Here is an 8,823-nt window from a genome sequence, read left to right as displayed (position 1 = left end):
ACCAGCGCGTCGATCGAGCAGATGACCTCGTCGATCGCGCAGAACACCGACAACGCCAAGGTGACCGACGGCATGGCCAGCAAGGCGGCCACCGAGGCCACCGAAGGCGGGGAGGCGGTCAAGGCCACCGTCTCGGCGATGAAGCAGATCGCCCACAAGATCACCATCATCGACGACATCGCCTACCAGACCAATCTGCTGGCGCTCAATGCCGCCATCGAGGCCGCGCGTGCGGGCGAACACGGCAAGGGCTTTGCCGTCGTCGCCGCCGAGGTGCGCCGCCTGGCCGAGCGCAGCCAGGTGGCGGCGCAGGAAATCGGCACCGTGGCCGGCAGCAGCGTGGAACTGGCCGAGCGTGCCGGCCAGCTGCTGGACGCGATGGTGCCCAGCATCCGCAAGACCTCGGACCTGGTGCAGGAGATCACCGCGGCCAGCGAAGAGCAGTCGTCCGGCGTCAGCCAGATCAACGCGGCCGTGAGCCAGCTCAGCCAGACCACGCAGCAGAACGCGTCCAGCTCTGAAGAACTGGCCGCCACCGCCGAAGAGATGAGCGCGCAGGCCGAGCAACTGCAAAACACCATGGGCTTTTTCCGGCTGGGCGGGGCGCCCCGCCGCCGCGAAGCCGAGTCCGCGGCGCCCGCGCGTCAGGCCATCGGCCTGGCCAAGGCATCGGCCCGCAAGGCCGTGTCGGCGGCGCCCGCAGCCGCCCCACGCGCGCCGCGCCAGGCTGCCGGCGTGGACGAAAGCCAGTTCACCAATTTTTGACGCAGCCTGAAGAACGGCCGCGAGCGGCCGAATAAGCGGACTGCGAACCCACGAACCTTCTTCCGAACAGGAGACCGCCGATGAACATCACTTCAGCCAGTACGGCGGCTGCCGGCCATGCGATGCCCGCACTGATGGCCGCGGAGCCCCAGCAGTACCTCACCTTCATGCTGGGGGGCGAAACCTTTGCGCTGGGCATCCTGGCCATCAAGGAAATCATCGAATACCGCGGCCTGACCGAGGTGCCGATGATGCCGTCGTCCATCCGCGGCGTGATCAACCTGCGCGGCGCCGTGGTGCCGGTGATGGACCTGCAGGCCCGCTTCGGCCGCCCCAGCAGCGACATCACCAAGCGCACCTGCATCGTCATCATCGAGGTGGAAAGCGAAGGCGAACGCCACGTGCTGGGCGCGGTGGTGGACGCCGTCAACGAAGTGCTGGAGATCCCGGCGGCCGACATCGAGCCGCCGCCGTCCTTCGGCACCCGCATCCGCAGCGACTTCATCCAGGGCATGGGCAAGGTGCGCGGCAAGTTCGTCATCCTGCTGGCGGCCGAACAGGTGCTGTCGGTGGAAGAGATCGCCGCCGCCGGCCAGGTGGCCGAACTCGGCCTGGCGCACTGAAGGGCCCTGCAAGCGCATGCAACACCCGGCCATCAGTGAGCGCGAATACCAGCGCTTCCAGACCTTCATCCTCGAGGCGGCCGGCATCACTCTCTCGGCGGGCAAGAAGGCCCTGGTGTGCGGGCGGCTGGCCAAGCGGCTGGCGCACCACGGCTTCGACCGGTACAGCGACTACCTGGCGCTGCTGGACAGCGGCCGCGACGCGGCCGAGGTGCAGATCGCGGTGGACCTGCTGACTACCAACGAGACCTATTTCTTCCGCGAGCCCAAGCACTTCGAGCTGCTGCGCAGGCTGGCGGCCGAGGCGCCGCGCTCGCAGGCCTTTCGCATCTGGAGCGCTGCCTGCTCCAGCGGCGAAGAGCCCTACAGCATGGCGATGGTGCTGGCCGACGTGCGGGCCGACAAGCCCTGGGAGGTCAGCGGCTCGGACATCAGCTCACGGGTGCTGCAGCGTGCGCGCCTGGGGCACTACCCCCTGGAGCGCGCCCGCCAGGTGCCGCCGGCCTATCTCAAGCGCTTCTGCCTCAAGGGCACGGGCGAGCAGGAGGGCACGCTGCTGGTGCAAAAGGCGCTGCGCGATCGTGTGAAGCTGCTGCAGGTGAACCTGAACGAACCCTTGCCCGGCGACCTGGGCAACTTCGACATGGTCTTCCTGCGCAACGTGATGATCTATTTCAATGCCGACACCAAGCGTCAGGTCGTGGAGCGCGTGGTGGCCACGCTGCGGCCGGGCGGCTACTTCGTCGTCGGTCATTCCGAGAGCCTCAACGGCATGATGACGGGCGTCGAACAGGTGTCGCCCTCGGTGTATCGCAAGCTGTAAGGCGGCCCCGGCCGCCGGTAGGAGACGGAATGGACACGGGCAATTCGCCTGGCCCCGCGGCCGATCGGCACGAATCGGTGCTGGTGGTCGATGACAGCGTGGTGCAGCGCGAGCATGCTGTCGCGCTGTTCCGGTCGCTGGGCGTGGTGCAGATCCACGAAGCGCATCACGGCCTACAGGCGCTGGATCTGCTGGCCGAGCTGCCGGTGCCGCCGTCGCTTCTGGTCATCGACCTGGAAATGCCGGAGATGGACGGCATCGAGCTGATCCAGCAGTTGAGCCGCCGCGGCATCCGCATTCCTTTCCTGGTGGCTTCTTCACGAGAAGGCGCGCTGGTGCGCGCGGTGGAAACCATGGCCACCACGCTGGGCATGCCCTTGCTGGGCGGCGTGTCCAAGCCCTTGACGGCCGAGCTGCTGGCCGGCGCGCTGCAGCGCTGCCATGCGGTGGACACCGGCTCGCCGCTGCTGCCGGCCACCGGGCTGCCGCCGCCTATTGCGCCGGAGCGGCTGGAAGCCGCGCTGGCCCAGGGCCTGGTGCTGCCGTACTACCAACCCAAGGTCGACATCCGCACCGGCATCGTCCGCGGGGTGGAGGTGCTGGCCCGCTGGACCGATCCGGTGCTGGGCACGGTGCCCCCCGACCGTTTCATCGCCACGGCCGAAAAGCACGGCCTCATCCTGCGGCTGACGCAGTCCATCGCCGACCAGGCCATGGCGCAGCTGGCCAGCTGGATGAGCCATGGGCTGGCCATGTCCATGGCCATCAACCTGTCGCCGCTGCTGCTGCAGACGCCGGGTCTGGTGGAAGGCATCAGTGCCTTGCTGGCCCGCCACGGGCTGGCCCCGGGGCAGCTGGTGCTGGAGATCACCGAAGGCTCGGTGGTGGGTTACGACGCCCAGACCATGGGCGTGCTGGGCCGGCTGCGCATGCGCGGCATGGGCCTGTCGATCGACGACTACGGCACCGGCTTCTCGTCGATGCAGCAGCTGGCGCGCATCCCCTTCACCGAGCTGAAGATCGACCGCAGCTTCGTGCACAAGGCGCACCAGCAGGCGCACCTGCGCGTCATCCTGCAGTCGGCACTGGAGATGGCCGGCCGGCTGGGCCTGGTGTCGGTGGCCGAAGGCGTGGAGACCATGGCCGACTGGCGGCTGCTGCAGCAGTTCGGCTGCACCCTGGGGCAGGGCTACCTGATCGCACGGCCGATGACCGGCGATGCGCTGCCGCGCTGGCTCAAGAGCCATGAGGCACGGCTGCCGGCGCTGCGCACGCCGACCGCGGAATCGGAGACGACATGAAAACGATCAAGGTGCTGGTGGTGGACGATTCCGCCGTGGTGCGCCAGGTGATGACCGGCCTGCTGGGCGAAGCCCCGGGCATCGAAGTCATCGCCGCCTGCGCCGACCCGGTGCTGGCCCAGGAACGCATGCGCCAGCAATGGCCCGACGTGATCGTGCTGGACGTGGAAATGCCGCGCATGGACGGCATCACCTTCCTGCGCAAGATCATGGAAGAGCGGCCGACGCCGGTGGTCATCTGCAGCACGCTGACCGAAAAGGGCGCCAAGACCACGCTGGAGGCGCTGGCCGCCGGCGCGGTGTCCATCGTCACCAAGCCCAAGCTGGGGCTCAAGCAGTTCCTGGCCGAGGCGGCGCAGGAACTGGTGGGCACCGTCAAGGCGGCGGCGCAGGCCAACGTGCGCCGCACGGTGGCCCGGTCGGCCGTGGCGCCGCTGGTGCCCACGGCCAAGCACACCGCCGACGTGATCCTGCCGCCCAATGCGCAGGGCGCGCGGGCCATGGCGCAGACCACCGAGCGCGTGGTGCTCATCGGCACCAGCACCGGCGGCACCCAGGCACTGGAAGCGGTGCTGACCGAGCTGCCGCGCGTGTCGCCCGGCATCGTCATCGTGCAGCACATGCCCGAGAAGTTCACCGCCGCCTTCGCGGCGCGGCTGAACACGCTGTGCCAGATCACGGTGAAGGAGGCCGCCACCGGCGACCGCGTGGTGCCCGGCCTGGCGCTCATCGCCCCCGGCGGCAAGCACACGCTGCTGCGCCGCAGCGGCGCGCAGTACCACGTGGAAGTGGTGGATGGGCCGCTGGTCAACCGCCATCGCCCGTCGGTGGACGTGCTGTTCCGCTCCGGCGCCAAGTGTGCCGGTGCCAATGCGCTGGGCATCATCATGACCGGCATGGGCGACGATGGTGCCGCCGGCCTGATGGAAATGCGCACCGCCGGCGCTGCCACGCTGGCGCAGGACGAAGCCACCTGCGTGGTCTTCGGCATGCCCAAGGAAGCCATCAAGCGCGGCGCGGTGCAGCGCACGCTGCCGCTGGGCGCGTTGTCGCGCGAGATCAGCGCGCAGCAGCGGCTTTGACCGTCGGCGGCACGGCCGCCGCCTGCAGCCCCTGCAGCACATCGCCCACGATGATGATGGACGGGCTGCCCAGGCCGTGATCGGCGATGGCCTGCGGCAGCTGGCCCAGCGTGGTGACCACATGCCGCTGCTGCGGCAGCGACGCCTGCTGCACCACCGCGGCCGGCGTGGCGGCGGGCAGCCCTTGCAGCAGCCCCTGCTGCAGCCGCGCCACCTGGGCCACGCCCATGTACACCACCAGCGTGATGCCCTGCGCCGCGGCCTGCGCCAGCACCGACCAGTCGGGGCCGTGGCCGCCTTCGCGGGCATGGCCGGTCACGAACATCACGCCTTGCGCATGGTCGCGGTGCGTCAGCGGCGCGCCGATGCCGGTGGCCGCCGCCAGGCCCGAGGTGATGCCGTTGACCACCTCCACCGCCACGCCGTGCGCCTGCAGCGCCTGCACCTCTTCGCCGCCGCGGCCGAAGACGAAGGGGTCGCCGCCCTTGAGCCGGACCACCTGCTCGCCCTTGAGCGCCTCGGCCACCATCAGCTTTTCGATGAAGGCCTGCGGTGTGCTGGCGCAGCCGCCGCGCTTGCCCACGTGCACGATGCGCGGCCGCCGCCGGCCCAGCGCAAAGCGCAGCAGCGCATCGCTCACCAGGTCGTCCACCAGCAGCACGGTGGCCGCGCGGATGACGCGCAGGGCCTTGATGGTGAGCAGCTCGGGGTCGCCGGGGCCGGCGCCCACGAGGGTGCAGCGGCCGGGGGCACGGGCGGGGGAGGGAACGGTCATGCGGCACTTCCTACGTGGCGCTGGCCCTGCAGGCTGCCCAGCGCGGACAGGCTCTTGAGCACCAGGGCCACCTGGTTTTCCAGCGGATCGGGGGCGGGCTTTTCGCCGCTCATCACCGACTGGATGTAGAGCGCGGTGGTGGCGGCATCGTGGGTGCGCGGCAGCAGCGGCATGGTGGCCAGCACGCCTTCCTGCGCGGGGCAGCTGAGCTCGGGCCGCGGCTGGCCGGCGATCCAGCCTTCGATGCGGGGCTGGCGGCGCGGGTCGGCCACGGCCTCACCTTCGGTGCCGCGCAGCAGCATCATGTGGGCGCCGGCCTGGCGTGCGAACTGGCCCATCAACTCGCCGAATTCGGGGTGGGTGTAGCTGGCCAGGCGCAGCGCGGGTGCGCCTTGCACCGGGTCCAGCAGCTTGGCCACGGTGTGGCCCGAGTTGCGCAGGCCGATGGTCCAGCGCACGTCCAGCAACCGGGCCAGCGGCGGGCACAACGCGTCGATGCAGAGGAAGGCCGGTTCGCGCCGCGCCCAGGCCTGTTCCACCTCGTCCACGCCGTGGGCGATGGGCAGGCCCAGGTCGTGCAGCACGTCGGCGGTGCTCACGCGCTGCGGGTCGTGGCGCGGGCCGTGCATCAGCACCGGCACGCCTTCTTGCGCCAGACGCATGGCCAGCAGGGGCGTGAGGTTGGGCAGCCGGCGGGCGCCGTTGTAGGTGGGCAGCACCACCACCGGCCGGTCGGCCACGATGGGTTGGCAGCGCGCCTGCACCGCGGCCAGAAAGCCGAGCAGCTCATCGAGCGTTTCGCCCTTCATGCGCATGGCGATGGCGAAGGCGCCGATCTCCAGGTCGGTGACCTGGCCGTCCAGCACCAGGCCCATCAGGTCCTGGGCCTGTTCGATGCTGAGGGACCGTGCGCCGGCGCTGCCGCGGCCGATCTCCTTGATGTAGTGACGAATGCTGGTCATGAAGGCTGTCTCCTGCGCTCAGGTTCGCAAGTTTCGGACCTTGGCAGGCAGGTGTTTCAGGCGGTGACGCCAGCGGCCACCAGGCGCTTGAGCTCAGGCACGCAGGAGCCGCAATTCGTGCCGCATTTCAGCGCATCCTGCAATTGCTGCAGGCGGTCGGCGTCGTCACCGGCGCAGGTGGCCAGGGTGGCCTCGATCTGGTCGGCGCTGATGTTGAAGCAGGTGCACACCTGGCGCCCGCGCACCGGTGTCGGCAAGGGTGGGTGGGGGCCGGCCTGCAGCAGCTGGCGGCCATAGGCCTGCACCGGCCGCTCGTCCTGCAGCAGCGGCTTGAGCCAGGCTTCGGCGCGCGCATCGCCGGCCAGCAGAAAGGCGTCGAGCCGGCGGTCATCCCCCGCCCGGCGCAGCCGCACCGCACGGCGCTGGCCGCGGCGGGCGTCTTCGTAGTGCAGCACCGGTGCATCGTGGCTGCCGTAGGCCAGGCCGAGCAGCGTCTCGATGCGGCGCACCAGCGACATCGGCGGCGGACCTTCATGCGCGGCCTTGAACATCAGCCCGCCGCGCTGGTGGCCGAAGGGCACGCACATCGCATGGCTGAACTCATGCATCAAGGCCTGCAGGGCGCGGCGGGCCGGCAGCGCTTCTTCATCGGGCAGCCAGGCCAGGGCCACCAGGCGCCAGGGCAGCTCGGCCTTCAGCAGCTTGATGGCGCAGTGCTTGAGCTCAGGCTGCTTGGAGCGCGGGCAGTAGCGCGGCGTGGTGAGCGCGTTCACGCCGGCCAGCGGCTCGCCACGGGCGCTGCGGCCGGAGACGAATTCTTCGCCCCAGTGCATCGCGATGTAGGCCTGCATCGGCCCCAGGCCTTCGTCGGCCGCCGCGGGCAGCACGATGGAGCCGCGGCGGGACGTCACATGCACCAGGTCGCCGGGCGCAAGGCCCAGTCGCTGCAGCTCGGTCGGATGCAGGTCGACGGTGGGCTCGGGCGCCTGGCCGAACAGCCGCCCCAGGGTGCCGGTGCGGCTCATGCCATGCCACTGGTCTCGCAGGCGGCCGGTGTTCAGGCCGTAAGGGTGGCGCACGTCGCGCGGCTCGGCCACCGGCTCGAAGGGCGTGTCGAAGAAGCGGGCGCGGCCGTCGTCGGTGGGGTAGATGCCGTCTTCATACAGCCGGGCGCGGCCGCGGGTGTGGCCGGCGGGCATCGGCCATTGCTGCGGCCCGGCGCTGTCCAGCAGCGGGTAGCTGAGGCCGGTGATGTCGAGGTCGCGGCCACGGGTGGTCTCGCGGTGCTCGTTCCACACTTCTTCAGGCGTGCGGTAGTCGAAGAGCGGCGTCTCGCCGGGGCGCAGCCGGCCCTCCAGCCGCTGCGCCAGCTCGGTGGCGATGTGCCAGTCGTGACGCGCCTGGCCGGGCGCGGCCACCGCGCGCCGCACGCGGCTGATGCGGCGCTCGCTGTTGGTCACGGTGCCTTCCTTCTCGCCCCAGGTGGTGGCCGGCAGCAGCAGGTCGGCGAAGGCGGCGGTGGCGGTGGTGGCGAAGGCCTCCTGCACCACGACGAACTCGCAGCGGCGCAGCGCCTCGCGCACCAGCGCCTGGTCGGGCATCGACTGGGCGGGGTTGGTGCAGGCTATCCACAAGGCCTTGATCTGGCCTTCGGCCGCGGCCTTGAACATCTCCACCGCGCTTTTGCCCGGCTGCTCGGGAATGCGCGGCACGCCCCAGAAGGCGGCCATCTCGGCGCGGTGCGCCGGGTTGGCCAGGTCGCGGTGGGCGGGCAGCAGATTGCTCAGGCCGCCCACCTCGCGCCCGCCCATCGCATTGGGCTGGCCGGTGAGCGAAAACGGCCCGGCGCCGGCGCGGCCGATCTGGCCGGTGGCCAGGTGCAGGTTGATCAAGGCCGCATTCTTGGCGGTGCCGCTGGCGCTCTGGTTCAGGCCCTGGCAATACAGCGACAGGGTGGGGCTGCGGCCTTCGCCCGGCGCATCGAGCCCGGCAAACCAGGCGGCAGCCTGCAGCAAGGCCTTTTCGGTCAGGCCGGTCAGGCGACTGGTTTCACGCGGGGTGAACTCGGCCACCCGCACGCGCAGCGCCTCGAAGCCGTGGGTGTGGGCGTCGATGTAGTCGCGGGCTATCCAGCCTTCGGCCAGCATCAGGTGCAGCAGGCCGTGGTACAGCGCCACGTCGCTGCCGGGCAGCAGCGGCAAGTGCAGGTCGGCGGCGCCTGCGGTGTCGGTGCGCCGCGGGTCGGCCACGATGAGGCGCAGCCGCGGGTCGGCGCGCCTGGCGTCTTCGATGCGACGGAACAGGATGGGGTGCGCCCAGGCGGTGTTGGCGCCGGTGATGAAGAGAGTGCGCGCATGGGCCAGGTCTTCATAGCAGGCGGGCGGCGCATCGGCACCCAGCGTGGCCTTGTAGCCGGCCACCGCGCTGCTCATGCACAGGCGCGAATTGGTGTCGACGTTGTTGGTGCCGATCAGCGCCTTGGCCAGCTTGTT

8 protein-coding genes are annotated in these 8,823 nt (G+C 70.4%); 5 read left to right on the top strand and 3 right to left on the bottom strand.

Features of this window, described 5'->3' with window-relative positions; translation table 11 throughout:
• From ABNT58_RS23940 to ABNT58_RS23920, 5 genes are all read left to right on the top strand, one after another.
• The coding region (locus ABNT58_RS23940; RefSeq protein WP_348755905.1) for a methyl-accepting chemotaxis protein at positions 1 to 765 on the top strand (765 nt) is incomplete at its 5' end.
• A gap of 80 nt (positions 766 to 845) precedes the next feature.
• Positions 846 to 1,388 (top strand): chemotaxis protein CheW, encoded by a 543-nt coding sequence (locus ABNT58_RS23935; RefSeq protein ID WP_348755904.1) that lies wholly within the window; start codon positions 846 to 848, stop codon positions 1,386 to 1,388.
• Positions 1,389 to 1,404: 16 nt separating this feature from the next.
• Entirely contained in the window at positions 1,405 to 2,211 is an 807-nt protein-coding gene (locus ABNT58_RS23930) for a protein-glutamate O-methyltransferase CheR (RefSeq protein WP_348755903.1), read from the top strand.
• Positions 2,212 to 2,240: 29 nt separating this feature from the next.
• A complete protein-coding gene (locus ABNT58_RS23925; protein WP_348755902.1) occupies positions 2,241 to 3,512 on the top strand; it encodes an EAL domain-containing response regulator in 1,272 nt (423 codons plus the stop codon).
• On the top strand, positions 3,509 to 4,594 hold the full coding sequence (locus ABNT58_RS23920; protein WP_348755901.1) for a chemotaxis response regulator protein-glutamate methylesterase: 1,086 nt from the start codon (positions 3,509 to 3,511) through the stop codon (positions 4,592 to 4,594). Before ABNT58_RS23925 ends, ABNT58_RS23920 begins: the two co-directional genes overlap by 4 nt.
• Here the strand turns inward: ABNT58_RS23920 and cobA are convergent.
• From cobA to ABNT58_RS23905, 3 genes are all read right to left on the bottom strand, one after another.
• On the bottom strand, positions 4,572 to 5,369 hold the full coding sequence (gene cobA / locus ABNT58_RS23915; protein ID WP_348755900.1) for a uroporphyrinogen-III C-methyltransferase: 798 nt from the start codon (positions 5,367 to 5,369) through the stop codon (positions 4,572 to 4,574). The genes ABNT58_RS23920 and cobA overlap by 23 nt on opposite strands.
• Positions 5,366 to 6,331 (bottom strand): DNA-binding protein YbiB, encoded by a 966-nt coding sequence (gene ybiB / locus ABNT58_RS23910; RefSeq protein WP_348755899.1) that lies wholly within the window; start codon positions 6,329 to 6,331, stop codon positions 5,366 to 5,368. Before ybiB ends, cobA begins: the two co-directional genes overlap by 4 nt.
• A gap of 56 nt (positions 6,332 to 6,387) precedes the next feature.
• The coding region (locus ABNT58_RS23905; protein ID WP_348755898.1) for a molybdopterin-dependent oxidoreductase at positions 6,388 to 8,823 on the bottom strand (2,436 nt) is incomplete at its 5' end.

It is taken from the genome of uncultured Aquincola sp., from assembly GCF_964001545.1.
Lineage (GTDB): Bacteria > Pseudomonadota > Gammaproteobacteria > Burkholderiales > Burkholderiaceae_C > Aquincola.
This window is presented reverse-complemented; position numbering and strand designations above follow the sequence as displayed.